Raw genomic sequence first — 25,808 nt, 5'->3', positions numbered from 1 at the left:
CTCCGGTTCAGGCGGCCAATTGCAGGCGGGCGAAGGCGACGGGGCGCGCGACGGCAATCACGCCCATCGGCTGGGCGAAGTTGATCCCCATCGTGTACGTAAAGTGGCTGCGCACCGGCTTGGTACGGGCCACCTCGGCAATCACGGCGTCGGTAAAGGCGGCAGTGGCGGGGGCGCCGTCTGCGCCGGATAGCGTCACCACCAACTGGAAGGTGTGCGGATCGCCGGCCGGCTGCTGCTGCCACCATTCGCGTAGCGCGACGGCGCCGCCGAAACTGGCGATCACGTCGCGCACTGATTTGACGGTGCCCTTCCGCCGGGCAATGTCCATCGCATAGCGGACGCGCGACCGTCGAACCGATTCCGGCCAGTCGCTCGACCAGGCATCGAGGCTGAGTGCCCAGGCGAGATAGGGCAGCAGGTCGACAGGGCAGGTGTCCGGGTTCCACAGGTCGCGCAGCGGCGTGGGGATGGCCGAGATGCGCGCAATGGCGCTGTCGATCGCGCGTTCCAGCGGCGTGGCGTTGGGCGGCAGCAGGCTGCTCATTCGCCGGTGCCTGCGTGGGTGACGGTGATCGCCGTGCACCAGCTCGCCTGTGTGCGATCGAGCACGATATCTGCGGCGGGCGTCGCCAGCGCGACATTCTGCACGCCTTCGGCGAACAGTGCGGCGATGATACCGGCGCGCGTTACGTCGAGCCCGAGGCCGTGGACCTTCGCGACATAGGCGTCGAGCCGCTTGCGCGCTTCGGCGAGCACCAGACTGCCGTCCGGGCCGGCGAAGGTGGTGACGGTGGCGGCAATGGCATAGGGCACGATTTGCGCGGCGCGCACCGTGACATGATCGGTCAGCGGGCGCCGGCTCTCGTCCGACACATAGGCCGCCACCTTGTCGAGCAGCGCCTGCGGTGCGGTGCCGTCTCCGGTGCGCGACAGCACGGTGACGACGACATCGCCGGGCGTCGGGCTGGTGGCGCTGGCGTCGAGCACATCGCCATCGGCCGAGCGCGCGTGGAAGATATAGGCGCCTTCCGGGCCGGCGACGCTGAACCCTTCGGGCGCGAGCACCAGCCGGGCGCGAAAATCGTCATTGCCTTCATAGGTGGGGTCGATGCCGCTGGCAGGGTCGCCGGGATCGAGCTCCAGCCGCTTGACGTTCATCAGCGCGGCCAGATTGTCGAGATCCGCGTCTTCCGCATAGGCGACCATCACCGCGCGGGCCGCGTCGTTGAGCTGGCCCCGCAGCAGCAGCTCGCGATAGGCGAACACCTCGATCAGCTTGATGACGGGATCGGAGGCGATAGCGGCGTCGAACGTCGGAAGCGCCGCCTGCAGCGATGCGATCAGTTCGCTGCGGATCGTCTCATAGCTGAGCGTCTGCACCACGGTCGGCGCCGGCAGGCGCGACAGATCCACGGCGGTGAAGGTGGCGGAGCTGGTGGCCATGGGGCAGGACCATGGCGAGCGGTTCGCGGGCGCGCGTGGGGCGGGGGGAGTAGCGCCCTTTCATACTAGCCCCGCCGTGGAAGTCCCCGCACCAGATGGTCGAGCAGAAGATCGGTGGCGTGGCGCTGTTCGGCCCCGGTGAGGCCCAGCAGGCGGCGCATGGCATAGCGAACCGGCTTCGCCTTGGCGGTGGGGCGATCGGTGAGCCCCTCTTGCGAAACCCGTGCGATTTCTGCGGCGCGGCCGGTGAATCCTGCCCATGCCTCATCGGCCGAGGCGCCCGCGCGCAGGAAGCGGGCGCGGCGGAGCTTGCGGAACATCGCCGCGCGGCGGATGGCGCCGCGTCGCTGCATCTTGCCGGCGGCCTTGTTCTGATCGGCGCCCTCGACCGGCAACCATTTGGCGACGTGATCCCAGAAGAAGCTGCGGATGCCGCCGGCTTCGATGTCATAGCCGGTGAACAGCGGCCCCTGATGCACCCATGATTTCAGCAGCGCCACGCGCGGTTCGGCCGCGCCCTTCGGGTAGAGGAATTTGAGGGCGTGGTTGCCGGGCTTCGCCGGCTGCTTGGCCCGGCGCGGGGCGAAGGCGCCGCCATCGGGATCGGTCTGGCTGCCGATGCGGGCGGACTGGCTGCGCTGGATATCGCGGGCCAGCTTGTTCAGCAGCCGGCGACGTTCGGCGGGGCCGAGCTGGCGCAGCAGGCCTTGCACGGTTTCGTTGATTTCGAGCAGTTCGGTCATCGGACGGCATATTGGCAGCCATGCCGGTCGATCGCGTTGTGCGGGGCAAGTGGCGTCGTCAGGCACTCCCCCGCCGGGATCGACTTTTCGCCAGCGCTGCGCGCGCCCCAGTAGAACGCCAGAGGCGACTGGCATAGGTTGCTTTCTGCATATGCAGAGGGGGCCATCATGGATTCGAGCAGGACGGAGGAAGTCACGCTGGACGCGCTCGCACATCTCGATCTCGCGATAGCGCTATGTGACAGCATCGGTGAACGTGTGGCGACATGCCATATGCAACTGGCATCGGATCTGCTGCGCCAACAAGTGCAAGGGCAGACCTATAATGGCTGGGGTGACGCATCCGCATGATGATGTGCTGCTTCGAATCGATGCGGTGTTGTGTCGTGCAATCATGATGGAGCCTGCGTTTTCCGATGAGGGGATCAACGCACTTTCCGAGCGGCAGCGACTGTGCCTGCGGCTGGTCGCCCGCGGCATGTCGTCCAAGGAAATTGCGCTTGAAACGGGCCTCGCCCCGCTGACCGTAGACACCTATCTGAAGCAAGCGATGGCACGGCTGCGCGTGAGCAACCGGAGAGAGGCGGCACGCCTTCTCGACGCCTGGGAAATATCCCAAAATTCGGGATCACCACCGCCAACCGTTGAGCCTGACCCATTTGTCGCGGCAGACATGTCCCCGACGGCACCGAATGACTGGCGGCAGTTTCTAAGACTGCCGCCCCTCGGCGGGGCCGTTAACGATCTGAACGCAACCCAGAAAACGCTGCGAATATTCCAGCTTGTTATCGTCGCCCTGGTGGTGGCGCTGGCAGCGACGCTGGTGCTCGCCGGCATATTGCGGGTTGTCCGCTAGATCGTCCCGCTACGACCGCCTGGCCGACCAGGCGCTTTGGACAGGAGCTATGGGGATGTTGAACTTTCGAGCTGGTGCAGGTGCGGTGGTGGCCGCCGATACGAAAAACGCCGTCGAGTCCGTCGACGAGGCGTTGCTGAACGGCGTGCGCATGTATGCGTCGATTCTGGAAAGCGTGAAGGGTTCGAACCTGCCGGCTGCGCGCAGCCAGAAGCTTTATTCTTCGATGAATGCAGGTCTTGGCCAGGTTCTCGCAGGACGGAACGAAATCGTCTCCACCCTCCGTCAACTGACGGTCATCAAGGGGCAGAGCAATTTTGCGCCGGAAGATTTCGGGTGCCCCGCCGGCTGGGTTCCCACCGACGCGCTGAACCTGCCCGAAACGGCGGCGGCGTGAAGCGGCAGATATTCCTTCTGCCAAATGTGCACTGACAGAGAGGCGTTGTGATAGCCGCGTTATTCTGGCTCCTGACCCTCGTCGCTTGCTACTATGCGGTAGTTTTCGGCGGGGGCGACGGGCGCCGCGCTGCGCTGCTTCTGATTGCAGCGTCTCTCATCACCCTTCCGGCGACGTTCGCCGGGGACCATTTTCGTAACATCGAATTGTGGGTGATGCTTGTCGATATTGCTCTTCTGGGCGGGCTATATGCCTTGTCCCTGAGAAGCAACAGATGGTGGCCGCTATGGATGACGGCCTTTCAGTTCATCACGGTACTGAATCATCTGAGCACGAAGTTGGCGCCGGGATTTCTGCCTCGGATATATTTCGCGATGACCGCTTTTTGGGCTGTTCCGATAATCCTTTGCATGGTGCTTGGTATCGCGCTGGACCATCGCAGCCCATATTTTAAAGGGGGTGAGGGATGAACGGCGGCGGCAATTCGAATATCGAAGACATGCTCGCACTGACACGGACGTTCACTGCCCGGCTGGAGAACGCTTCTGAAGCGCAACTCTCTCCCGAGCAGGATGCAGCCAGCCCCCTGCCGGGTGATCGGGCAATGGTCGCATCGGTTCGGCGCTACCTGCGCGCGCGACGGCGGCGCGAGGAGATCTTCCCCCGCAACCTGTTTTCCGATCCGGCATGGGACATGCTGCTCGATCTGTTTGTGGCGCGAATGGAAGGAAAGTCGGTCAGCGTGACCAGTGCCTCCATTGCCTCGGCGGCGCCACCCAGCACTGCATTGCGCTGGTTAGCGCGGTTGGAGGATTGCGATCTGGTCGTCCGGCTGCAAGATTCCAAGGATGCACGACGCAGCTTTGTCCGCCTTTCGCCCAGGGGAGAGAAGCTGATGCGAAACTGGTTGATGTCGCCCATTCCCTGAATGCGCACGTGCCGGCGCGTGGTGGTTGATTATTGGGCGTCGCCGCCCGCGACCAGCTCGTCGCGCAGGAACAGGCCCCAGAGCGGCGGCGCCCCGACATCGTCGAACACGTCGGGATCGTTGTTCGACCGGTTGGTTTCGGGCAGCGTTTCGGTCTGCCAGCCGCCTTCTGCATTGCGGATGACGCGCACCGCCTCGGTCAGCTCGATCGCGATCGAGATGTCGGCCGTGTCGTCGTCGAGCAGCTCGACTTCATAGGTGAAGGGCTGTCGGCTGTGGTTTTCGAGCAGGTCGGGCTGGGCTTCGGCGATCCACGCCAGCAGCGGCACGAAAAGGTCATGGACGTCGCCGGCAAATGCCTCGATCACCACGCTGAGCGTGTAGGCGGTTTCGAACGACAGCTCGGCGCCGGCGCGCGCCTGCACCTTGCCCTTGTCGACGAAGATGGCGAGCCGGGCGGGATCGGCCTGCAGACCGGGTACGAAATTGACGAGCACGCGGCGCAGATCGGCGGGTTTGTTCATGGTGCGGGCTCCGGACAGGCGCCGGGGGTGATCCAGTTGATCAGCCGCGCGGAGCGGGCGCGGGTGTCGCGATCGGCGAGCACCAGCGCCTGCAGGGTGCTGCGGATTGCGGGAGGGATGGTCGCGGCCTGATCGGTGGGGAAGGCGGCGGGTGCGGGCGGACAGAGCAGCAGGTCCGCCGGGGGCGTGTCGCGTACCGGCAGCGCCACCACCTCCGCCGGGCGATGTTCAATCGCGCGGTTGCAGCCCGCCAAGCCGATTGAGAGCAGCAAACCAGTCGCCGCCGACACGATCATCCTGGCCGATTTCGGCATTGCGTTTCTCCATGCTGGTCTGGGCGGCGCGCCGGCTTTCGGACTCGGCGCGGGCGATGCGGGTGTCGGTGACGGCCTTGGTTTCGCGGGCCTGTTCGGCCTGGGCGAGCGTGCGGGCGCTAGCCGCCAGCGTATCGGTGCGGAACTTTGCCAGATCCTGCACCGCCTCGCGGCACAGCGCGCCGCGCGGCATGGCGACCTTGTGGCGCTTGCCGTGCGCGTCGGCGCGCTCGACGGTGGCGGGATCGGGACTGGTGCCGGCGGCGGCGCAGGTTTCGCGCGCCCAGCTCGCCCAGGCGTCGCGATCGACGCGGGCGTGGCGCGCGTCGACATAGAGGGCGGCCGTCGCGATGCCGAGCGCGATCAGCACCAGCCAGCTATTGCCCGCCCATTGGTGCAGCGCCTTGCCGGCGCCGAGCAGGAAACGGATCATGCGCCCTTCTCCATCATGGCGGCGAGGCGAGCGGCGCGGGCGCCGACCTGCCGCGCCCACAGCGATGCCCGCATGCCGGCGGCGGCACCGGCGAAGTCGCCGCGCTGCATCATCGCCAGCGTGTTCTTGAACCCGAGCAGGCGGCCGATGCCGAGGTTGAAGCACATGTTGAGCAGCACGCGCTGGCGGACGGGATCGAGCCCGCGCCACCATGGCAGCCTGGCGTCCAGCGCGCGTTCGGCGCGGTCGATGTCGTTCGACAGGAGCGCGCGGGACTGGGCGAGGGTGATGCCGTTGGCGATGGCGCTGGCAGTGGTGATGCCGAGCGCCGCGGTTTCGGCGGGCAGGATGCCGACATCGTCGAGATTGCGGCCCACGCCGATCGTGCGCTTGCCGGCAGTGCAGCGATACACTTTCAGCTTTTCGCCTTCGTCGACGATCAGTTCGGCGACCAGGGCGTCGCGGTCATAGCTCATTGATCGCCTCCCTTGCCGAGGAACCTGTCGCGCAGCAGCGCGGGCAGGCCCGCCACCACGTCCGATGCTGCGGCGATGAAGCGGGGCGTGGCCTCGAACGCGATCATGCCGATGGTGAAGCTGATCGCCTGCAGCACGAAGGGATCGAGCGGCCAGACCGCGCCGATCGCGCGGGTGGCGAACCACGACACGACGATGCCTACGGAAAGCTGGGTAAAGCGGTCGCGCCACGTAAGCCCCTTGCGCCATGCCAGCGCCACGGCCGCGCCGATCGCGCCGGGGGTGAGGCCGGCGGCGAAGGTCACCAGCGATTGGGCGGCTTCGGAAAGGAACGGTTTGTCCATGCGATCAGTCCCAGAGCTGGATGACGGGAAGGGGGCGAGTGGCGGGGCGGGCGGTTTCGGGCACGGTCACTACGGTGCCGAGCGGCAGCACGGGGCCGAGCGCGGCAATGCCGGGATTGGCGTCGAGCACGCCGGGCACATCCTCGGCCGACAGACCGCGTTCGCGCCACAACAGCGCATCGAGCGTATCGCCCTGGCGTGCTGTGATCCGGTCGGCCATCAGATCAGCTCGATGCTGGTGCGGGTGCGGCCAAGCAGCGCGCGCACGGCGTGAATCGCATCGCGGCGCAGATCGCCGACGGGTTCGTCGAGCGCATCGGCCTTGCGGTCGCCGGCGGCGGTTGCGTCCATGTCGCGGTAGCGCTCGACCAGTGCAGCCTTTGCCCAGCTACACACCGCCTGGCGATAGAGCAGCACGAGCCGGCTTTCGCCGTCGATCCGCACCGCCGGCACGTCCGCCAGCGTGGCGGCGGTCTGCGCGGCGCGCCATTCGGCAAGCTGTTCGGCGGCCCAGATCATCGCTTCCACCACGGCGCGGCGCAGGCGTTCGGGGGTGACCGCGTCGCGCAGGCGGTATTCGGCGCGCATCCGCACCAGATCGATATCCGGCCACCAGCCGTCGCCCGTCACCGGCGCATCAGCGGGCGGCGCGGGCGGCGGCACGATAGAAGGCGCCGAACCGCCCCGGCCGATGCTGCCGAGGCCCGTCACGCCAGCGCCTGCCGCGCCAGCGCATCTGCCCAGCACAGACAGCCGATCAGGTTAAGGAGGATCAGCAGAAAGGCGACAAGCCCGCGCGAGACGGTTTCCGCCAGCGCCATGGTGACGACATTGCGCGCAAGGCAGATGACGGACGCGCAAAAGCCGATCAGGAGCAGGGTGAGGCAGAGGGCGGCGGGCATGGCGGCTTCCTGTGTGGCGCCCCCGGTTACGGGGGTGGGGACCGGGTCCGCGACGGCCCTCAGCCCGAAGGCCCTCCCGTCGCGCGCGATCCGCCCCCGAGCGCCGGGGGGCGAGCGGGTCAGTCGCCCTTGGGGGGCGCGGTTTCGGATGCGGGCGGGGCAGCCGGGGTTTCGAGCTGCTTTTCGAGCTTCTTGATCCGGCCGATCACGCCGGCGCGGTCGTCGAGCTGGTGGGCGCGGCGCAGCGCGTCGAGCGCCTTTGCCAGCGCGCGGGGCTGTTCTTCTGCCGGCAGCACGGCTTCCGCGCCCTGCGCCGTTTCCACGCCGATCGCCTTGTAGAGCTTGGCGCGGATCTGGTCGTGCATGTCGGCATCTTCGGTCAGCAGCTCGACGGCATAAAGCACGCCAAGGTCGAACCGCTTGTCGGCCGACTGTGCCTTCAGCGCGGCGGCGGCGATTTCCTCCGTCACCAGCGCGGCGGTGGTGCGCTGGTAGCGCGCGGGCATCGGCAGATCGTGGTGCAGCAGATATTCGGCCAGTTCGATCGCGCCGGCATATTCGCCAACGTCGATCAGCCAGACCATGATGGTGGGGATCACTTCGTCCGCCACTGCCTTGCCGGTTTCCTTCGCAGCGGCCAGCCGCGCCATGACCCAGTCGCGATAGGCGGGCAGCATTTCGCGCTTCGCCTCGATCTTCTTTTCGATCGACTGGATCGATTTCAGCCGGCGCATGTCGGTGACGAGGCGCAGCAGGATCTGGGCGTCGGGGCCGCTGGCAGCCGGATCGTCGGCGGGCGGCGCCTCGGCAGCGGCCAGCGCCGCGTGCTGCAGCATGTGCAGGCGTGCGGGGCTGGCGGAAACGACGGGGGAGACGGGCAGGGTGGTTTCCTGCCCGCCCTCGCCCTCGGGCGCGGCAACACTTCGGGTGGCGTGATCGGGCCTGGCCGTGGCGGCGAAGCGGTCACGATGCTGGCGAGCGGGGCTCATGATGCGTTCCGGTGCTGAAGAGGGGAGAGGGCGGGCAGCCTTGGCGCAGGGCCTCAGACCTTCGGGCCAAGCTGGATATTCTCGACCAGCGCCGCCTTGCCGTATTCCTCGACCATGAAAGCGTCGTTCACGCTTTCATAGTTGGCGACCTGATCGAGCGCCGATTCCTCGACGATGTTGCGGCGGTTGGAGCCGACCTGCCAGTAATAGGACAGGTTCTTGAGGCTGGTGACCATCAGTGCATTGGCCGGGAAGTTCGGCACCTGCATGGTCGGTTTGCCGCCAAGCTGGCGGCTGGACATCAGCACGTCGCGCGCGACCTGTTCGGTGGCCTTGTCGCCCGCCTCGCTGACGATCTTGAAGTATTTTTCGTGCACCAGATCGCTGCCGACGATCACCACCAGATCGGTCGCGCCACGGAACTGCTCGTGCAGCAGATTGTGGATCACGTCGAACACCAGCGCGTCGAGATTGACGTAGTCGGCGGCGCCGGTTTCGGACACATAGACCCTGGCCTGATCCAGCCCGCCATGGGCCATGACGCGCGACGGCGCATAGGTGCGCATCTTGTAGAGCCAGCCGTAGTTCACATCCTGCAGCAGCGGATAGGTGACACGGTTGGTGCTCGCCTTCGCATCGACGCCGTTGAAGCCGATGGTGACGATGTCCTGCGCCTTCTGCACGATGACCGCGTCGCGGCAGAGCTGCTGGAATTCGGGCCGGTGCGCCCATGCATCGAGCAGGCCGTACGACCAGGCATAGTCATAGTTGGTCTGGTTGCAGAGATAGCGGTCGATCGTGTCGCTGCCGAACGGGCTGGTCGGCGTGCGGCGTTCGCCGGCGGCGGTGTTGCTGCGGCTTGCCAGCGTGCGGGAAACGCCGACGCCGACGCGGTCGCCCATCTGCGGCACCACCGGGATCACGTTGATCCGCGAGAGGAAATCGCTGCTGGTCTGCAGCTTGGCCTGCAAGCGCTGTTCGATCGCCGGGGCCACGGCGAACTTCTTGATTTCGCTGGAACCGGCAGTGAAGAAATTGCCGTCCAGCCCGTTCAGGCGGGCGATCTGGCCCAGATAGCTGTTGAACAGCACGCGAGTGTGATTCTGCATGGGGGGCTCCGGTGATCGAGGGTGTGGGGCGCGGGCGGGGCGATCAGCAGTCGGTCAGATGCTGGCCGGTGCCCCCGGTTGCCGGCGGACGGGAAAAGCCGGCGGGCGTCGCCTGCAGCTGGGCCTTCAGCGCGGCGAAATCGCTTTCCATCTTGGCGATGGCGTTGTGCGCCGGCTGTACCGCCGCCGCGACGGCCTGGCCGATCGCGGTGCTGAAGGCGGCCGCGTCGAAATTGTCATTGGCCGGCTTCGGCTCGGGCTTGGGTTCCGCCTTGGGTTCGGTGGTTTCGCTTCGGCCGAACATCGCCGCGACCCTGGCGAAGCCGGCGACGATGGCATCCGCGATACCGTTCGCGCCGGCACCTTCGAATTCCAGTGCGATCGGCTCGCTCGACGCGCTGAACAGCGTGCCCGGCGCGGTGCGCGCGAACTGCAGCTTTTCGGTGCCGATCGAGGCGGGCGTGTCGGTGAAGGCCAGGCCGATCAGCCCCACCTTGCCGGTGCCGGCATAGTCCGGGGTCAGCTCGACCGAGGGATAGGGCTTCTGTTCGGCATTGGCGAGCGCGATGAGCTGGTCGTTGCCTTCGACCTGCGCATAGAGGGCGCGGCGGGTTTCCGTCTTGCCGGCGATGGTGAACTGATCGTCCTGCGCCTTGACCGCGACGACATCGCCATAGCCGTTAAAGGGCGGTTCCGGGCTGAAGCCGGCGATATGTTCGATGTTGATGCGGGGCGAATAGGTTTCGCGATTGAAGGTCGCGACGATGTCGTCGATCATTTCCGGGGTGATCGTGCGACCGTCGCTGATGGTCTGGCCGGCGACGAAAGCGCGGAAGAACTTGGAGAGCTTGCCCATGGCGCGGCGATCCTTGCGGGTGGGGGTGGCGGCAACTGGTTTTCAGGGCGCGAACAGGGCCGAAGGGCGCGCGATCCTCAAGCCGGGGGGCGAGTAGCGCCGGGCCATACTAGCCCTGCCGCTCCGGCTCGGCGGCGTGCGGTGGCTAGGTTCCGCCCGCCATGCACCCCAGCGACGAACCCCTGCCGGCATCGACCATGCCCATCCCGGTGGATGCCCGCCGGCAGGCGCGCAGCCTGTACTGGCGCGGGTGGGGCGTTACCCAGATTGCCGGCGAGCTGGGGCTGAACCGCGCCACGGTGCAGTCGTGGAAAGACCGGGAGAAATGGGACGATGCGCCGTCGATCGCCAAGATCGAGGATGCGCTGGAATGCCGGCTGAACCTGCTGATCGCCAAGGAACAGAAGACCGGCGGCGACTTCAAGGAAATCGACCTGCTGATGCGCGCCGTCGTCTCGGCCGCGCGGGTGCGCCGCTATGAGGCGCCGGGCGGGCACGAAGGCGACCTGAACGAGAAGGTCGCGAACCGCAACGCGGGCGAGAAGAAGAAGCCGAAGACCAATTATTTCACCAAGGAGCAGGTGGAAGCGCTGGAGCGCATCTTCCACGACGAGCTTTTCGACTATCAGCGCGACTGGTGGGAAGCGCGCGACGAGCGCACCCGCATGATCCTGAAATCGCGCCAGATCGGCGCGACATGGTATTTCGCGCGCGAGGCGCTGCTCGACGCACTGCGCGGGCGCGGCAACATGATTTTCCTGTCCGCCTCGAAGAGCCAGGCGCACATCTTCCGCAACTACATCGTCCAGTTCGCGGCACGGGTGGGGGTGAAGCTGCAGGGCGATCCGATCGTCATTGATGCCGAGACGCTGCCCGAGGGGGAGGATCTGCCGCAGCTCATCTTCCTTGGCACCAATGCGCGCACGGCGCAGGGCTATCACGGCAATTTCTACTTCGACGAGTTCTTCTGGACCTATGGGTTCGAGGAGTTGAACAAGGTCGCCAGCGGCATGGCGATGCACAAGAAGTGGCGGAAAACCTATTTCTCCACCCCGTCGACCGTCGCGCATCAGGCGCACCCCTATTGGACGGGCGAGCGCCGCAACCGGCGACTGAAGAAGGAAGACCGGATCACGATCGACGTAGGCCATGGCCGCCTGCACACCGGCACGCGGTGCGAGGACAAGGTGTGGCGCCAGATCGTGACGATCGAGGATGCCGAAGCGCGCGGCTGCGATCTGTTCGATCTGGACGAACTGCGGATCGAATATGCGCCGGACGAATTCGCCAACCTGCTGCTGTGCCAGTTCGTCGACGACAGCCTGTCGGCGTTCAAGTTCAACGAGCTGCAGCGCGCGACCGTCGACGCGATGGTCGACTGGACGGACGTGCAATTGCTGGCGGCGCGGCCGGTGGGCAACCGCGCGGTGTGGGCCGGATATGATCCGCAGGAGAGTGAGGAAGGCGACAATGCCGCGCTGGTGATCGCGCTGCCGCCCGAAGGCCCCACGGGCAAGTTCCGCCTGCTGGAGAAATACCAGCTTCGCGGGCTGGATTTTCAGGCGCAGGCGGAATTCATTCAGCAGCGGCTGTCGCGGTACAACTGCACCTATCTGGGCATCGACGCGACCGGGGTGGGTGCCGCCGTCTATCAGCTCCTGCGCGACAAGGTGCGCGGCTGCACCAAAATCGAATATTCGCTCGAATCCAAATCGCAACTGGTGATGAAGGCGCAGCACAGCTTTTCGCGCGGGCGGATCGAGTTCGATGCCGGCTGGATCGACGTGCAGTCGTCGTTCCTGTCGATCAAGAAGACCCTCACCGGATCGGGCCGGGCCATCACCTTCAAGGCGAGCCGTGGCGGCGAAGATACCGGCCATGCCGATCTGGCCTGGGCGGTGATGCACATCCTGATCAACGAACCCCTGGACGGCAGCGCGCGGCCGAAGACGCGCATGGAGATGATCGATGGCGAAGACGAGCAGGCGGCAGCGGCAGGCGAGGGCAGCGGCGCCGGCGGCGGCCTTGTCTGGGGAATGGGCGGCGCGGACGGAGCAGGCGCCGAATGCGTTCAGCTTTGGCGATCCCGAACCGGTGCTGAGCCGGCGCGAGCTGCTCGACATGGCCGAATGCTGGAGCAACGGCCGCTGGTACGAACCGCCGGTCAGCCTGGACGGGCTGGCGCGCGCGTTTCGCGTATCCCCGCACCACAGCAGCGCGATCATGCTGAAGCGCAATTTGCTGGTCGCCGCGTTCGAACCGTCGCCGCTGCTCGGCACCGCCGCATTCGAGGCGCTGGCGCAGGATTTCCTCGTGTTCGGCAACGGCTATCTGGAAGAGCGGCGTAACCTGCTGGGCGGCGTGCTGCGCTATGACCATGCTATCGCGAAATATACCCGCCGGGGCGTGGAGGCGGGGCGGTTCTTCTATGTGCCCGGTGGCCAGGACGAGCGCGAATTCGCGCCCGACAGCGTGTTTCAGGTGCGCCAGCCCGACGTAAATCAGGAAATCTATGGCGTGCCGGAATATCTGAGCGCGCTGCAATCCGCGCTGCTGAACGAAGCGGCCACGCTGTTCCGGCGCCGCTATTATCTGAACGGCAGCCATGCCGGCTACATCCTCTATGCCACTGGCGAAATCGACGAGAAGGATACCAACGCGCTGAAACAGGCGCTGCGCCAGAGCCGGGGGCCGGGCAATTTCCGCAACCTGTTCGTCCATGCGCCGAACGGCAAGGAAGGCAGCCTGAAGATTCTGCCGATCGCCGAGGTAGGGGCGAAGGACGAATTTCTCGGCATCAAGAACGCGACGCGCGACGACGTGCTGGCCGCGCACCGCACGCCGCCGCAGGTGCTGGGCATCGTGCCGGCGCAGGGATCGAGCGGGTTCGGCAATCCGTTGCAGGCGGTCGACATGTTCTTCGATCTGGAAATCGTGCCGCTGCAGGTGCGCTTGCTGCAACTGAACGAAGTGACGGGCCGCGAGCTGATCCGGTTCCGCGAACGCAAGCCGATGGCCGCCGCCGCATAAGCCATTCCCCCGCTGGCAAGGGCCGGCGGGGGTTCGATCCGGGGTGCCACCCGGCGAACCGACGAGATTGCCCCTCGCCATGACTGATCGGCCGCATCGGCCATCCCGCACCGGGCGTGCCCGGCGGGAATTCCAGAAGAGGGTAATCTCCTACATGTCCATCCCTGTTTCGCCGGTTGCGCCCGCAGCCGGCTATATCGGCGGCAAGCGCAATCTGGCCGGCCGGATCGTCGGCATTCTCGATCAGGTGGAGCACCAGCTCTATGCCGAACCCTTTGTCGGCATGGGCGGCATCTTCCTGCGCCGCCGGCGGCGGCCCAAGGCCGAAGTGATCAACGACATCAGCGGCGACGTGGCGAACTTCTTCCGCGTGCTGCAGGCGCATTACGGCTACTTCATGGATATGATCGGCTGGCAGGTGGCGAGCCGGGCGGAATTCGACCGGCTGCGGGCGATACCGGGCGAACGGCTGACCGACCTGCAGCGCGCGGCGCGGTTCCTCTACCTGCAGCGGCTGGCGTTCGGCGGGCGGGTGCAGGCGCGGACCTTCGGGGTGGACGCGCGGCAGGAGGCGCGCTTCAACGCGCGAAAGCTGGAGCCGCTGCTGGCGGACATTCATGCCCGACTGGCGGGCGTGGTGATCGAGCAGCTTGGCTATGCCGAGTTCGTGCGGCGCTATGACAGGCCGGACACGCTGTTCTATCTCGATCCGCCCTATTGGGGGTGCGAGACGGATTACGGGCAGGATGTGTTCGGCCGCGAGGATTTCGAACGGTTGGCCGCCCAGCTCGCCGGGATCAGGGGCCGGTTCCTGCTGTCGCTGAACGACACGCCGGGGGTGCGGGAGGTGTTCGGCGGGTTCGACATGATGCCGGTGGAGACGACCTACACCGTATCAAAGGGCGCCGCGGCGAGGGCGGGCGAGTTGCTGATTGCCAACTTCGCGATCGGCGGCGACGATGCGGAATGCGACTGCGCCGACCGACTCTGACCGAAATCGAGTACGTTGTGGTGGCCATCCTGTGCCTGGCGCAGGCGGGGGTGGCCATCGCTGCGGCCGTGGCCTGCTGGGGCAAATGGCTTTTGTCGGTTGCGACCGGGTAATGGCGCTGGCGGCGCGGAGGGCGCCCTATCTTCGGAGGCCCCGAACCAGTCTTTCCCACTGCTCTTCGCTGTTCGGGAAGCGGTTGGGGGCAGTCGGAACCTGCGCACATGGGCGCAGCTTGGCGGAAGCGGGCCGACCGCCGCATGCCAGGCAGTATAGATGATCGCGGATCATGTGCAGCGAGGTCGGCCATCTGTGGCACCGAAACCAGCGTTCCAGCCTTGGTGCGTCCAGCACGGCGCTGTGCCCGCACCCACACTGCACCAGCACGTTGAAGCCCCGGCGCGTGATGTCCCCGAGCGTGTCATAGCGATGGTTGGCGCTCATTTTCCGGGACCATCGGTGCGAGGTTGTGTTGGGAACATAACTAGAACACTATTAAGTGATGCGCGCACGAGTCGACAACCCGCACTATCACTCTGGCCCGGCGGGCGGCCGCTGCCGGATATGCACGGCTAATGACCGGGGAGCGCTGATCGAGGATCTCGCTCGCGCGCTGTGGGACAGCCGGCGCGGGGGACGCTAGATGACGTGCCCCTGGACCAGGCGGCCGAGCATTGGCAGCGGGTCTTTCACGAATTCGCCGAAGCCGCGATCAACCTGCTTGCGCCTTAAAAGGCTCGCGCGATCCTACCTTTCAAAAGGCTAAAATCACGATCCAAGTGATAACCGCGAAGGCCCAGGCTATCAGGGTCCAGCGGCCGATCAGCTTTCGATCCGGCCCTGGCGGGGCCGCCGTCGATCGATAATTGTAATCAAGGTCTTCTGCGTTGATGCCTAGTTCTCTGGCACGTCGTCGCTGACGTTGCAGGGACCGGCGGGAGCGCGGAGCCTCACCAGTTGTGTCCATGTAGGATTTCTGCAGATAGCAGAAGAACAGGAACGCTATAAGAGCGACCGCTACCGCCATTGTTTCCCTCCACCCTCACCCGGTTACACGAGGTGAGGGGCAGCATCTACCGCGATTAGCGCGCCTAGCCGACAGGCCGATCCGGATAGACCCTCCCGCACCACTTTCGCCCCAAAGCGAGCGCTTTTCCCCCCTCCTCGCCCGCCCCCTTTTCGTGTCGCTTTTGATGCAGGGATTGTACGCTGGGGGCGCCGCAGGGCAGGGCAGAGAGTTGTCCGATGCATTTTGATGCAGGGTTGCGGACATTCACGCTGTTTGCGCCGCGCTGGCCGCATTGCCCTCGATCGGCGCACCTCAAGCCCGCTGATCCGGCTTTGTTTGGCTCGAACCTCGCCGGGCTTCCCCACTGGGGAGCCCCCGAGGCGGCGCAAGCCGCCTCGTCCCTCTGTCGCGTCCTGGCGATGAAGGTGCCTTTTCAGTCCTATGGGGAATGTGTCCGCAAACCAGCGCGTGCCCGTAAGGGCACTCCTTTCCATATTTATCCTTCGGCTCCGGGATTCTCGCCCTTTAGGAAATTCGCGTTGTCGACAGCGCGCGCCAGCTTGCGCAAAGCGTTGCCCAGTTCGCCGCCGACGTCGATCGAGGCGTCGAACGCCTCCACCGCCGTCACCGACGCGAGCATTGAGGCAGTCTCTGCCGCATGATCTTCCTTGCGCCACAGCGCATCTTCCGGCGGCGGTGCGTTGCCCAGAATCTGGCGAACCATCGTCGCAACACGTTCCGGCAAGCGGAAACCATAGGCGTTGGATATCTGGCGAACCTGCGGGCCGAACTCGCCTTCGTTGTCGGTGCGCTCGGTGCGACGAATCCACTCAAGGAAGCCGGCAGCCGCCAGCCGCTTCAGCGCCGCGTGAACGGCTTTGTAGGATCGCTTGATGTTGGCGGCGATCGTCGAAACAGCAGGATCGAGCCTGCCCGTGCGATAGTCGACCAGGCGGAAAAGCTCTTCGAGCACCTCCAGCCCGATATGCCCCAGCGCGCCATTACGCTTTCCGGGTTCCATGCTCTCACGCTCGAATCGACGGGCCGCGCGCATGACGGCACCGATCCAGCGCCGCGCATTCCGGCATTTTCCATCGGCAATAGGACGCCAGAGACGACCTTCGCGCTCGCCGGCCGCATAGCTGTTGCGACGGACGGGCTGGCCCGTCCGTCGTGTCGGCTTTGAGCCGATCAACTGCGCCGTCAGGGCGCCGATTGAGCGGGCCGTCATGCGCCCGCTCCATTTGGAATTTTGCAGCTAAGTTGTTGAAAAGGCAAGGTCTACTTCTCTGACCTTGGCGGATAATGTCAACGAAATCAGCGGCTAATTGGGAATCATAATCCGCGTGTCGGGGGTTCAAGTCCCTCCTCCGCTACCATTCGCATATTGGCCAAGCCGTCTCAGGATTTCCCGAGGCGGCTTTTTTCTTGTCTTTTTCAAGGGATTGTGCCCGTGCCGAGGTGGCCGAAACTGACCCATTGGCTGCCTGAAGATGTCAGGGCGTCGATTTGCTTTTGGGGGTATTTTCTGGGGTAATCGCTGTAGACCTCAGCGGAGTACCCTCAGATAGCGCTTAAGGAACTCGAAGCCCGCTCGCAACCTGATCAGCCCGCCCATTGTGGGATCAGGGGGAAGCGGTGCATTGGATGGTCTTTCGCGAGTATCCCGGGTTTTCAGATCGCGCGCTGGCATATCGTCGCAGTCAGCGCCTTCCGGGCGCGCATCGCCCGAAAAGGAATGGCAAGCGGGTGGCGGACGGGCGTCATTGCTTGCCAACCGTTCGGAAGCCGAGATGCGACGCTGCGAGCGTTTCCTCCTGGGCATGGCGCGCAGCGGGGCGATAGCGGGCGCAGTAATTGCTGGCGCAGAGATAGGAGCCGCCCTTGATTACCCGCGCCTTCGCCTCGGGCTGGCGCGGGTCAAAGCTGGGATTGCCGGGCGTTCCGTCGCTGACCGCGAAGGGCGCGTGGCTGGGCAGATACCAGCTTTCGGTCCATTCCCAGACATTCCCGATCAGATCATAGGCGCCGGCACCATTGGGCTTGAAGCAGCCGGCGGGCGCGCGGCCGGTATAGCCGTCGTGCTTCGTATTCACGTTCGGGAAGCTGCCTTGCCAGGTGTTCGCTTCGTCCGGATTGGGTTCGGCGTCGGGATCAGCGATTCCGACGCGCGCCGCTGCTTCGAACTGTTCCTCGCTCGGCAGCGCACGGCCGGCCCAGCGGGCATAGGCCTGCGCATCGGCAAAGGTGACGTCGACCACCGGCTCTTCCTCGTGCCCGATGACCGTGCTGCCGGGGCCTTCCGGCTGGCGCCAGTTCGCGCCGTGCACGAACCGCCACCAGCGGCGCGGATCGGGTTCTTCGATCGGTGTCCTGGGCGGCACAAAGACGAAGGCGCCGCCGCCCGGATTCTCCGCTTCGGTGCGATAGCCGGTCGCTGCGACAAAGGCGGCGAACTGCCGGTTGGTGACTTCGTGCGCGTCGATGTCGAAGGCGGGCACCTCGGTTTCGATGGGTGGGCCTTCTTCCGGATAATAGCGGCTGCTGCCCATCACGAAGCGGCTGGCGGCGATGCGCACCGGCCGGTCGGCATGGCTGCCGGCGCAGACGCGGGGCGAGCCTGCCGGCGTGGGGGGCGCTGCCGGGCGGGGGGGGCAGAGCAGCGGCAGCCCGACCAGCGGCGCGAGGGCGAGCAGCACGATCGGCTTCGCGGGCGGCTTCACGGGAACGTCGCCGGCGTCGACTGCATCACCACGCCCGCACCCTTGGCATAGGTGTCCCACGCCGCCACCAGCGCCTTCAGCCGGGCGGGCTGTTCGGCGGCACGGTCGCGGGTTTCGCCGGGATCCTCGGCGAGGTTGTAGAGCTTCCACCCATCGCCCAGATCGACGAGTTTCCAGTCGCCCTGGCGGATCGCGCGGCGACCGAACAGCTCGGTGCCGACGATCTCCTTCGGCCCGTGCACCGCCCTGGTCTGCCCGCGCAGATAGGGAAGCCAGCTGCTGCCGCGCACCGGCTGTACCGTCCGGCCGCCATAGCTGCTGCCCTGCCAGCTACCACCGGCCGCCTCGACCAGCGTCGGCACCACGTCCATCACCGTCCCAAAGGCATGGCTGATCCCGCCCTGCCGCTTCCAGCCGGGATAGGAGAGGAACGCCGCAACCCGTGTTCCCCCCTCGCTGGTGAAGCCCTTGTACAAAAAGGAGGGCGTGGTCGCTGCCTGCGCCCAGCCGGGGCCATAGGCGGTGTAGGAGGTCGCGGCCCCGAGATTGTCGAGCCGATTATCGGCCGCCTTCAGCCGCTGCGCCATGGTCGGCAACTTGGTCGTGGCGAGGTCGATTCCTTCCGCGCCATTGTCGGCAAGGAACAGGATGATGGTATTGTCATACTGGCCGGTGGCCTTGAGGTACGCGATGACCTTGCCGACATTCTGGTCGAGCCGGTCGACCATCGCCGCATAGACTTCCATCAACCGGGATTGCTCGCGCTTTTCCTGCGCGGAGAGGTGCGCCCAGTCGCGCCCATCGGGCAGCACGAAGGGGTGCGGCTTCACCCCCACGGGCACCAGCCCCAGCGCCTGCTGGCGCTTGAGTCGCTCTGCCTGAAGCACCTCGAACCCGGCATCATAGCGGCCACGATATCTGGCAATGTCCTCCGCCGGTGCTTGAAGCGGCCAGTGCGGGGCGGTGAAGGTGAGATAGGCGAAGAAGGGCTTGGCTCGATCCGCTTTGCCTAGAAAGTCGATCAGCCTGGCGGCATAGGCATCGGACGAATAGAAATCCTTGGGCAGGCTCGGCAGCGTGACGCCATTCTCGCGATAGGTCGCCTGGCCGGGCAGCGCCACGGCAGTAGCGTCGATGCCGAAATGATTGGCTCCGCCCTGGAGCAGGGCGAAGCTCTGTTCGAAGCCATGGCGGCTGGGATCGTCCTGGGGCCGCGTGCCGAGGTGCCATTTGCCCGACATCAGAGTCGCATAGCCCAAGTCGCGCAGCCGTTCGGCCAGCGTCACCACATCGTCGGGCAGATAGCCCTGATAGCCGGGCTTGCCGATCTGGTTCGGCGCGACCAGCTCCGCCATGTTGCCCAAGCCGGCCAGATGGTTGTCGGTGCCCGAGAGCAGCATCGAGCGGGTCGGCGAGCACGTCGGCGCGGCGTGGAAGCCGGTGAGACGCAGGCCATGTTCGGCCAGCGCATCGAGATTGGGCGTGCGGATCTCGCCGCCGAACGCCCCGAGGTCCGAATAGCCGAGATCGTCGGCGACGATGATCAGGATGTTGGGCCGTTTGGGCGGCTGCGCGGGTTGAGGCAATTGCTGCGCCACGACTGCCGGGGACGGCAGTAGCAGCAGGAGCAGGGCGGCGAGGCGGAGACGCATGGGCGACCTATCCGGAAAAAGCGCCGCGCCCCCGATCGGGGAGCGCGGCTGAAGGGGTGATGTCAGGCGGCGGCTTCGAGGGCTGCGGCGGGTTCGGGCTTGATCACCCGGCTGGGCGCACCGTCGATTCCGCGCGGCACGTCCCCGGCGATGGTTGCACGGCGCAGGGTACGGCGCTGGTGGCCGAAATCGGCGATGGCGCGGTGCTGGGTGGCGCGATTGTCCCAGATAGCCACGTCGCCGGGGCTCCAGCGCCAGCGCACCGTATTCTCCGGTTTGGTCGCGTGATCCTGCAAAATGCCGAACAGGCGGGCGAAATCCTCGCGACTGAAACCGACAAAGCCCTTCACGAAGCTGCCGAGCAGCAGCAGCTTCTCGCCGGTCACGGGATGGACGCGGACGACCGGGTGCTCGGTCTCGTACACGGTCGACGCGAACACTTCGCGGTGGCGGCGGATCTGCTCGCTGGTCGCCTCCGGTCGCTGCGCCGCATAGTCATAGGCATTGGTGTGAACGGCGCGGAGATTTTCCACGAGCGCCTTCAGCGGCACCGGCAGCGTTTCATACGCGGTGACCGCATTGGCCCATAGCGTGTCGCCACCCGCCGGGGGAATGGTGATCGCCCGCAGGATGGACGCGGCGGGATAGGCTGGCAGGAAGGTGATGTCGGTGTGCCAGGCGGAGGCCGCCTCGCCTTCCTTGCTGTCGAGTTCGAGCAGGAAACGCGACCCGGCCGCCACCGGCACGGTGGGATGCGCGAGCGGATCGCCGAGGCGTTCGGCGAACGCCTCCTGGCCGGCATCGTCGAGATGCGTCTGCCCGCGGAAGAAGATCACCTTGTGGCGGTGGAGCGCGGCGCGGATCGCATCGATGGTTGCGTCATCGATGTCGCCGCCGAGGCGGATGCCACGGATTTCGGCGCCGATCCGGCCGGCGACGGGCGTGATGTCGAGCGGACTGTCCGCGTCGGCGGCGTTGGTGAAATCATGCGTCTGGACGGTCATGTGCACTCTCCTTCAGGGTCAGTCGTGGGGGAGTTGGCCGGCGGCACGCGCTTCCAGCGCGCGACGGATGGTGGCGTGGCGCTGCGCATCGAGCGGAAAGCGCCAGATCAGGGCGGCGGACAGGATGTGGGCGAGCGCCGGGCCCAGGGCGAAGACGAGCTTCAGCGTCTCCAGCGCCTCGGGCGTGTTGGTGCCCTTGGGGCTGAACCCCATCCAGGCGATGAAGGGCAGGGCGATGCCGATGCCGATCGCCGGCCCGGCCTTGGTGGCCAGGCTGAACACCGAAAATAACAGGCCGGTGCGGTTGTGGCCGGTTTCCAGCTCGTGCAGGTCGGCGACATCCGCCACCATTGCGCGGAGCATCAGATTGCCTGACCCCTGCGCCAGGCCCTGCGCGATCGTAAGGGCCAGCAGCAGCCCGATCGTGCCCGGCACCACGAACAAGAGGCCGAGATTGATTGCTACCTGTACCAGCTCGCCGGCGATGGCGGTTTCGCGCTTGCCCAGGCGGCGGCCGATCTGCAGCCAGATCGGCCCAGCGAAGATGCCGAACACAAACTGGAACAGGTAAAGCCCGCTCGCCCAGCCCGGTTGGTCCATATAGCTGACCGCGAAGAACGTGATGAGGCCGGCGCGGATCGACTGGCCGGCGGTGACCGCCACGTCCGAGGCGAGTACGCGCACCAGCAGCCGGTCGCGCAGGATCAGGCTGGCGGTGCGCAGAAAGCCTTCGGGGTGTGGTTCGAACGCCGGGCGGGGTGGCTCGCGAAAGGCCGCCAGGCTGAGCAGCAGCGCAGGAGCGAGCGTCAGCAGGATGAACCCGCCGACGACATGAAGCTTGAGTTCGATGTCAGCCGGACGCACCTGTTCGAGCAGGGTCGGCAGGATCAGCACCAGCAGCAGACCCGAGGCTTGCGCCGTCTGCTGGAACGTCACCGATCGGGTGCGCCCGTGATAGGCGCCCGACAGTTCACCGGCCCAGGCCGAGAATGGCACCTCGATCATCGTCCAGCCGGCGTAGAAAACGAACAGTGCGGCGGCGAGATAGAGCGGGGCGACTGTCGCCGGCGGGAAAAAGAGCAGGGTAGAGCCCAGCCCGAACAGCAGACCGCCGGCTGCGATCCAGGGCTTGCGACGGCCGAAGCGGCTGCGGGTGCGGTCGCTCAGCACGCCGACAATGGGGTCGGCGGCAACGTCCCAGAAGCGGCCGAGGAAGAAAATCAGGCCTATCGTCGCCAGGGATAGGCCATAGTGCGTCGCGTAGAGCTGCGGCACGAACAGTGCCAGCGGCAGCCCCGCCCCTGCGATCGGCACCGCCAGCGAGGCGAAGCCGATCAGCCGCCACGCCGGTGGTTCGTCGGTGCGCTCCGGCGGGAAGGCAATGCGGAACCGGGTGTCGTGGGCGGGGATCGTCGCCATGGGCTCACCATTTCGTCCGGAGGGTGACGCCCAGCGTGCGCGGATCGCCCAGGATCGCGGTGACGAGCCCGGTATTGGCCACGCTGAGCGTCTGGAAATACTGTTTGTCGAAGAGGTTGCGGGCCCAGACCGAAAGGTCGAACTTGCCCTTGTCGAACCGCACGCCGAGGCGCGCGTTGACCAGGCCATAGCCCGGCACCAGTCCATAGCGACTGTCGCTGGCAACGGTGTAATAGTTTGACCGCCACGACCAGTCGGCATGGCCGTACAGGTCGACGTGGTCGGTCAGCGCGTGCGAGGCGTCGGTGCCGAGCGTGGTGGACCATTTGGGCACGCCGGCGAGTCGCCGCCCGCTCATATCCTGCACCGGCGATCCGGCGGGCTGGGCGGTCGTTGGGTTCAGGGCCTCGACGGGCGTCGGGCCGTTCGGATATTTGCGATAGGTCGCATCGGTATAGGCAAGCGCGCCGGTGAAGCCGAGACCTGCGATCGGCTGCCACGCCAGATCCGCTTCGAATCCGCGCGAGCGGACCTTGGGGATGTTGGCGATGTAATTGATGTAGCTGTTGGTGCCGATCACCTGCTGGACGATCGTCGTCTGGTAATTGGTGACGTCGTCCCAGAATGCCGCCAGGTTTGCCGTGACCGTGCGATGGAACAGCTGGGACTTCAGCCCGATTTCGTAATTGTCGGTCTGTTCCGGTTCCACCACGGCGCTGACGCCGGTCGGGATTGTCGTCAGATTGAGACCCTGCGATTTGGTGCCGCGCGAATAGGTCGCATAGAGGAGTGCCGCTTCCATCGGCTTCCAGCTCAGCGTGGCCAGCCAGGAGAGGCTGTCGTCCTTCGCGCTCACACTGTAATTCGCAGCCGGGTTGAGGGCATTGCGGATTGCCTGGGCGCGTGCCGCCTGCGCTGCGGTTAGCCCGGCGAGCGACTTGCCGTCGGTCTGTTGCGACACATAGCTTCCCCATTTGTCCTCATGGGTGAAGCGCACGCCGGTGGTAAGGCTCAGCCGCGGACCGATGTGCCAGGTGGTCTGGGCGAAGGCGGCAAGACTGCGGGTATGCGGGTCGGAGCGCGATCGCGAGGTGAAACCGTTCACCGCCGCATCGGCAACGGCAGGCGTATCATTCGGATAGAGCCAGTTCGCGGCATCCGCCCCGTAAATGGCGGAGCCGACGCCGCGCACGACCTGCCAAAAATAATAGCCGCCGATCAGCCAGTCGATGCGATGCTCGCCATTGGAGGCGATGCGGACCTCCTGACTGAATTGACGCTGGAAATTCTGCTGGTTGCTCTGGAGGTTCACCGATAGCCGGGTGACGTCGGCATCATTCGATGGATACCAGTTCCAGTGCCGACCCGCAGTGACGGACGTGATCGTCGCCCCGCCCAAGTCATAGTCGATCTGGGCAGAAAGGCCCCAGGTGTCCATTTTTGCATAAAAGGGCGAGTTGGCGTCGGTCTTCCGGGCAAACGGGTCGAAGGCCAGCGGTGTGTAGCCGGCACGCGCAACCCGCTGCAGCCAGTTGTTCGCGATGGTCGTGCCGTTATTGTACGTCGTGAAGACCGATACCGGCAGGTTGACGCAGCATTGCTGGCGTTGGTTCGAATAGTCGCCGATCAGTCGGATCGACAGACGCGTCGCCGGCGTGACAAGCAACTGCCCTCGCGCGGTGAAGTCATCATAATTGTGCACGTCCTTGCCGGTCGTCACATTGTGGATGAAGCCGTCGCGATGGGTTTCGGCCAGACTAATCCGCGCGGCGGCGAGGCCGTCGATCAGCGGACCGCTCAGCGATCCGCGCAGCTGCCGATAGCCGTAATCGCCGACGCTCGCCTCGCCTTGCGCTTCGATCGTAAAGCTCGGCAGGCGCGAGGTGATGTTTATCGCGCCGGCGGTGGTATTCTTGCCGAACAGCGTGCCCTGGGGCCCTCGCAATACCTCGACCCGTTCGAGGTCGACCAGATCGAACTGGCTCTGCCCTGGTCGGCCATAATAGACGCCGTCTATATATAGGCCGACGCCATTCTCGATGCCGTCATTGGTGAGGGCAACGTTCGAGCCAAGGCCGCGGATATTGATATTGGTGTTGCGCGGGTTGAAGCTGAACACCTGGAGCGCCGGCACCAGCTGCTGGATCTGGTCGAGCCGATAGTCGCCCCGCGCTGCCAGTGTCTCGCTGTTGATGGCGCTAAGCGCGATCGGCACGTCCTGCGCGCGCTCGGTGCGGCGACGGGCAGTGACAACGATGTCCCGCTGCTCGTCCGCGGCCGGTGCGTCGCTCTCCACTGAGGTTGCGGTTGCGGTTGCGGTTGCACGCACCGGATCGGCTGCGGCCAGCTGCACGGACTGTGCCTGGGCCACACCGGCCGAGAACGCAGCAAGGCTGGCGCCGGCAAGCCATGCCGGCACAAAAGGTTGGAACGACAATGGTTTCTCCCTGGAAATCGAATCGTCGGCAGATCGCCGCCGGCGGAGGGCACGCAACATCCCCGTCCGGCGCAGCCTGTGCGCGGACGCCGGCGCGGCGCCGATCGGGTCGGGTTTGTCTGCTTTAGGGAACCGCGTGTGCGGTCAGCGGCTCCGGCAATCGGGTTGGATCATATAGCCTCCCTTGTCTGAGCTGCTAATCTCTACTTAATTAGTAGAGATTCTGAACCTAGTTTGCGTTTGTCAACGCGAAGCTCAGCTTTGGTGGACCGCAGGGCGCCGCTTCGGAATCGCCGACGAAGCCGGGCACCGACAGGTAGCGCTCACCGGTGTCGTAGGCAAAGCCGAGGATGCGTAGTCCGGCTAGCTCCGGCAAGCGCGCGGCGATGGCGGCTAGCGTGGCGCCCGAGCTCAGCCCCACGAGAAGCCCTTCGCGTCGTGCTGCCGCCTGGGCAAATCGTAGCGCTGCATTGGCCTCCACAGCGATCACGCCATCGAGCATGTCGGCGTGCAGGTTGCCGGGGATGAACCCTGCGCCAATTCCCTGGATAGGGTGCGGGCCTCCGCGCCCCCTCGTCAAAACCGGTGATGCCGCCGGCTCGACCCCGAACACCAGCAGGCCCGGCCATTCCATCTTCAGCGTTTCCGCCAGCGCCGTGATATGCCCCCCGGTTCCGACGCCAGTGATGATGGCGTCGATCGGTTCGTTGCGGAAATCGGCGAAGATCTCGAGCGCGGTGGTGCGGGCATGGGCGTCGATATTCGCAGGATTATCGAACTGCCGCGGCATCCATGCGCCGGGCGTGCTCGCTACCAGTTGTTTCGCCCGGACGATCGCGCCAGCCATGCCCCGTTCGCGCGGCGTCAGTTCGAACTGCGCGCCATAGGCTTGCATCAAGCGCCGCTGCTCCATCGACATGCTTTCCGGCATCACCAGAATCAGCCGATAGCCCTTGACTGCCGCAACCACGGCCAGTCCGACGCCGGTATTGCCGCTGGTCGGTTCGATGATCGTCCCTCCCTGGGGAAGCACGCCGCTGCGCTCGGCCGCTTCGACCATCGCCAGCGCGATACGGTCCTTGATCGATCCGCCTGGATTGCCGCGTTCGGACTTGATCCAGACCTCGTCGTTTGGAAACAGCCGCGACAACCGAATGTGCGGCGTGTTGCCGATCGTTCCCAGGATGTTGGCTGCTCGCATATTGTTTTACCCCAGGTTGCCGGGTGCA

Annotated in this window: 29 protein-coding genes and 1 pseudogene; 8 read left to right on the top strand and 22 right to left on the bottom strand. The window is 65.8% G+C overall.

From position 1 onward, the window contains the following. Window positions 1-7 precede the first annotated feature (7 nt). The 3 genes from ACT53K_RS09080 to ACT53K_RS09070 form a co-directional block, all read right to left on the bottom strand. Entirely contained in the window at window positions 8-547 is a 540-nt protein-coding gene (locus tag ACT53K_RS09080) for a phage tail protein I (RefSeq protein WP_476228283.1), read from the bottom strand. Next, window positions 544-1,446 carry a baseplate assembly protein gene (locus tag ACT53K_RS09075; protein ID WP_476228282.1) on the bottom strand — a complete coding sequence of 301 codons (903 nt, stop codon included), beginning with the start codon at window positions 1,444-1,446 and terminating at the stop codon, window positions 544-546. Before ACT53K_RS09075 ends, ACT53K_RS09080 begins: the two co-directional genes overlap by 4 nt. 65 nt (window positions 1,447-1,511) lie before the next feature. After that, complete coding sequence (locus tag ACT53K_RS09070) at window positions 1,512-2,189, bottom strand: phage virion morphogenesis family protein (protein ID WP_476228281.1); 678 nt, start codon at window positions 2,187-2,189, stop codon at window positions 1,512-1,514. A 168-nt stretch (window positions 2,190-2,357) separates the two neighbouring features. Between ACT53K_RS09070 and ACT53K_RS09065 the strand changes: the two genes are divergently transcribed. The 5 genes from ACT53K_RS09065 to ACT53K_RS09045 all read left to right on the top strand — a co-directional run bounded on the left by ACT53K_RS09065 (window position 2,358) and on the right by ACT53K_RS09045 (window position 4,370). Continuing rightward, window positions 2,358-2,540 carry a hypothetical protein gene (locus ACT53K_RS09065; protein ID WP_476228280.1) on the top strand — a complete coding sequence of 61 codons (183 nt, stop codon included), beginning with the start codon at window positions 2,358-2,360 and terminating at the stop codon, window positions 2,538-2,540. Then, window positions 2,515-3,045, top strand: a complete 531-nt coding sequence (locus ACT53K_RS09060; RefSeq protein WP_476228279.1) for a helix-turn-helix domain-containing protein — start codon at window positions 2,515-2,517, stop codon at window positions 3,043-3,045. The genes ACT53K_RS09065 and ACT53K_RS09060 overlap by 26 nt, the downstream gene beginning before the upstream one ends. An 88-nt stretch (window positions 3,046-3,133) precedes the next feature. Beyond that, window positions 3,134-3,442: a hypothetical protein gene (locus tag ACT53K_RS09055; RefSeq protein WP_476228278.1), complete on the top strand. Its 309-nt coding sequence runs from the start codon at window positions 3,134-3,136 to the stop codon at window positions 3,440-3,442. Between the two features lie 47 nt (window positions 3,443-3,489). Beyond that, window positions 3,490-3,912, top strand: a complete 423-nt coding sequence (locus tag ACT53K_RS09050; protein ID WP_476228277.1) for a hypothetical protein — start codon at window positions 3,490-3,492, stop codon at window positions 3,910-3,912. Then, the gene (locus ACT53K_RS09045; protein ID WP_476228276.1) at window positions 3,909-4,370 is read left to right on the top strand and encodes a winged helix DNA-binding protein; all 462 of its coding nucleotides are present in this window, start codon (window positions 3,909-3,911) and stop codon (window positions 4,368-4,370) included. Before ACT53K_RS09050 ends, ACT53K_RS09045 begins: the two co-directional genes overlap by 4 nt. 29 nt (window positions 4,371-4,399) lie before the next feature. On the opposite strand, the gene ACT53K_RS09040 is transcribed toward ACT53K_RS09045, so the two are convergent. The 11 genes from ACT53K_RS09040 to ACT53K_RS08990 form a co-directional block, all read right to left on the bottom strand. Continuing rightward, window positions 4,400-4,894 (bottom strand): phage tail protein, encoded by a 495-nt coding sequence (locus tag ACT53K_RS09040; protein WP_476228275.1) that lies wholly within the window; start codon window positions 4,892-4,894, stop codon window positions 4,400-4,402. Next, window positions 4,891-5,103 carry a hypothetical protein gene (locus ACT53K_RS09035; protein ID WP_476228274.1) on the bottom strand — a complete coding sequence of 71 codons (213 nt, stop codon included), beginning with the start codon at window positions 5,101-5,103 and terminating at the stop codon, window positions 4,891-4,893. Before ACT53K_RS09035 ends, ACT53K_RS09040 begins: the two co-directional genes overlap by 4 nt. Window positions 5,104-5,122: 19 nt before the next feature. Beyond that, on the bottom strand, window positions 5,123-5,641 hold the full coding sequence (locus tag ACT53K_RS09030) for a hypothetical protein (RefSeq protein WP_476228273.1): 519 nt from the start codon (window positions 5,639-5,641) through the stop codon (window positions 5,123-5,125). Further along, window positions 5,638-6,117, bottom strand: a complete 480-nt coding sequence (locus ACT53K_RS09025) for a glycoside hydrolase family protein (RefSeq protein WP_476228272.1) — start codon at window positions 6,115-6,117, stop codon at window positions 5,638-5,640. Before ACT53K_RS09025 ends, ACT53K_RS09030 begins: the two co-directional genes overlap by 4 nt. After that, window positions 6,114-6,461, bottom strand: coding sequence for a hypothetical protein (locus ACT53K_RS09020; protein WP_476228271.1), 348 nt, complete (start codon window positions 6,459-6,461; stop codon window positions 6,114-6,116). The genes ACT53K_RS09025 and ACT53K_RS09020 overlap by 4 nt, the downstream gene beginning before the upstream one ends. Window positions 6,462-6,465: 4 nt before the next feature. Further along, window positions 6,466-6,681 (bottom strand): tail protein X, encoded by a 216-nt coding sequence (locus ACT53K_RS09015; protein WP_476228270.1) that lies wholly within the window; start codon window positions 6,679-6,681, stop codon window positions 6,466-6,468. Continuing rightward, window positions 6,681-7,172, bottom strand: coding sequence for a head completion/stabilization protein (locus ACT53K_RS09010; RefSeq protein ID WP_476228269.1), 492 nt, complete (start codon window positions 7,170-7,172; stop codon window positions 6,681-6,683). Before ACT53K_RS09010 ends, ACT53K_RS09015 begins: the two co-directional genes overlap by 1 nt. After that, complete coding sequence (locus ACT53K_RS09005) at window positions 7,169-7,363, bottom strand: hypothetical protein (protein WP_476228268.1); 195 nt, start codon at window positions 7,361-7,363, stop codon at window positions 7,169-7,171. The genes ACT53K_RS09010 and ACT53K_RS09005 overlap by 4 nt, the downstream gene beginning before the upstream one ends. 119 nt (window positions 7,364-7,482) lie before the next feature. Further along, window positions 7,483-8,352: a phage terminase small subunit gene (gene gpM / locus ACT53K_RS09000; protein WP_476228267.1), complete on the bottom strand. Its 870-nt coding sequence runs from the start codon at window positions 8,350-8,352 to the stop codon at window positions 7,483-7,485. Window positions 8,353-8,405: 53 nt separating this feature from the next. Beyond that, a complete protein-coding gene (locus ACT53K_RS08995; protein WP_476228266.1) occupies window positions 8,406-9,461 on the bottom strand; it encodes a phage major capsid protein, P2 family in 1,056 nt (351 codons plus the stop codon). 43 nt (window positions 9,462-9,504) lie between these two features. Beyond that, window positions 9,505-10,317 (bottom strand): GPO family capsid scaffolding protein, encoded by an 813-nt coding sequence (locus ACT53K_RS08990; RefSeq protein ID WP_476228265.1) that lies wholly within the window; start codon window positions 10,315-10,317, stop codon window positions 9,505-9,507. A 161-nt stretch (window positions 10,318-10,478) separates the two neighbouring features. Here ACT53K_RS08990 and ACT53K_RS08985 point away from each other — a divergent pair. The 3 genes and pseudogenes from ACT53K_RS08985 to ACT53K_RS08975 form a co-directional block, all read left to right on the top strand. Beyond that, a pseudogene (locus ACT53K_RS08985) lies at window positions 10,479-12,269 on the top strand (terminase large subunit domain-containing protein); the annotation flags it as partial. A 169-nt stretch (window positions 12,270-12,438) separates the two neighbouring features. Beyond that, window positions 12,439-13,347 carry a phage portal protein gene (locus tag ACT53K_RS08980; RefSeq protein WP_476228264.1) on the top strand — a complete coding sequence of 303 codons (909 nt, stop codon included), beginning with the start codon at window positions 12,439-12,441 and terminating at the stop codon, window positions 13,345-13,347. Between the two features lie 154 nt (window positions 13,348-13,501). Then, complete coding sequence (locus ACT53K_RS08975; RefSeq protein ID WP_476228263.1) at window positions 13,502-14,338, top strand: DNA adenine methylase; 837 nt, start codon at window positions 13,502-13,504, stop codon at window positions 14,336-14,338. A 751-nt stretch (window positions 14,339-15,089) separates the two neighbouring features. Here the strand turns inward: ACT53K_RS08975 and ACT53K_RS08970 are convergent. From ACT53K_RS08970 to cysK, 8 genes are all read right to left on the bottom strand, one after another. Beyond that, window positions 15,090-15,362: a hypothetical protein gene (locus ACT53K_RS08970; protein ID WP_476228262.1), complete on the bottom strand. Its 273-nt coding sequence runs from the start codon at window positions 15,360-15,362 to the stop codon at window positions 15,090-15,092. Between the two features lie 478 nt (window positions 15,363-15,840). After that, window positions 15,841-16,575, bottom strand: a complete 735-nt coding sequence (locus ACT53K_RS08965) for a replication protein A (RefSeq protein WP_476228261.1) — start codon at window positions 16,573-16,575, stop codon at window positions 15,841-15,843. A gap of 532 nt (window positions 16,576-17,107) precedes the next feature. Beyond that, window positions 17,108-18,067 (bottom strand): formylglycine-generating enzyme family protein, encoded by a 960-nt coding sequence (locus ACT53K_RS08960; RefSeq protein ID WP_476228260.1) that lies wholly within the window; start codon window positions 18,065-18,067, stop codon window positions 17,108-17,110. Next, window positions 18,064-19,719: an arylsulfatase gene (locus tag ACT53K_RS08955; protein ID WP_476228259.1), complete on the bottom strand. Its 1,656-nt coding sequence runs from the start codon at window positions 19,717-19,719 to the stop codon at window positions 18,064-18,066. Before ACT53K_RS08955 ends, ACT53K_RS08960 begins: the two co-directional genes overlap by 4 nt. 62 nt (window positions 19,720-19,781) lie before the next feature. Further along, window positions 19,782-20,723, bottom strand: coding sequence for a TauD/TfdA dioxygenase family protein (locus ACT53K_RS08950; protein WP_476228258.1), 942 nt, complete (start codon window positions 20,721-20,723; stop codon window positions 19,782-19,784). 18 nt (window positions 20,724-20,741) lie between these two features. Then, on the bottom strand, window positions 20,742-22,142 hold the full coding sequence (locus tag ACT53K_RS08945) for an MFS transporter (RefSeq protein WP_476228257.1): 1,401 nt from the start codon (window positions 22,140-22,142) through the stop codon (window positions 20,742-20,744). 4 nt (window positions 22,143-22,146) lie between these two features. Beyond that, complete coding sequence (locus tag ACT53K_RS08940; RefSeq protein ID WP_476228256.1) at window positions 22,147-24,579, bottom strand: TonB-dependent receptor; 2,433 nt, start codon at window positions 24,577-24,579, stop codon at window positions 22,147-22,149. A gap of 229 nt (window positions 24,580-24,808) precedes the next feature. Then, window positions 24,809-25,780 (bottom strand): cysteine synthase A, encoded by a 972-nt coding sequence (gene cysK / locus ACT53K_RS08935; RefSeq protein ID WP_476228255.1) that lies wholly within the window; start codon window positions 25,778-25,780, stop codon window positions 24,809-24,811. Window positions 25,781-25,808 lie beyond the last annotated feature (28 nt).

This window comes from Sphingomonas sp. DMC8 (assembly GCF_056314185.1).
Note: the sequence above shows the minus strand (reverse complement) of the source record. Positions and strands in the feature narration are given on the sequence as shown.